This is a genomic window from Actinospica durhamensis, from assembly GCF_018139695.1.
In the GTDB taxonomy this organism is placed as follows: Bacteria; Actinomycetota; Actinomycetes; order Streptomycetales; family Catenulisporaceae; genus Actinospica; species Actinospica durhamensis.
The window spans coordinates 1-418 of record NZ_JAGSOG010000803.1 but is presented as its reverse complement, the minus strand read 5'-3'; the positions used below and the strand labels follow the sequence as shown (position 1 = coordinate 418).

Below are 418 nucleotides of genomic sequence, written 5' to 3'. Positions count from 1 at the left end.
CCACCGACCCCGGCGCCGGCGGACTCACCCCCACCGACGTCGCGGACCCGGCGCTGACGCAGGCCGAGCTGGAGGAGCTGGAGGCCGAGACACCCGGTCTGGAGGACGTCCTGCCCCTCGCGCCGCTCCAGCGCGGGATGATCTTCCACAGCGTCTACGACGACGCCGGTCCCGACGTCTACACCGCACAGCTGGTGTTCGAGTTCGAGGGCGACGTCGACGGTGCGCGCCTGCGGGAGGCGGCCTCCGTGCTGCTGCGCCGGCACGCGAACCTGCGTGCCGCGTTCGTCCAGCGGAAGTCGGGCGAGTGGTCGCAGGTCGTGGCGCGGTCGGTGACGGTGCCGTGGCGCGACGAGGACGTCTCGGGCGCCGGTGACGTCGAGGCGGCGGCCGCGAAGCTCGTCGAGGCGGACCGGTG

1 protein-coding gene is annotated in these 418 nt (G+C 74.2%); it reads left to right on the top strand.

The window, feature by feature from the left end; genetic code table 11:
* Positions 1-418, top strand: a 418-nt coding sequence (locus KDL01_RS42295; RefSeq protein ID WP_212534321.1) for a condensation domain-containing protein, incomplete at both ends; no start/stop codon positions are given.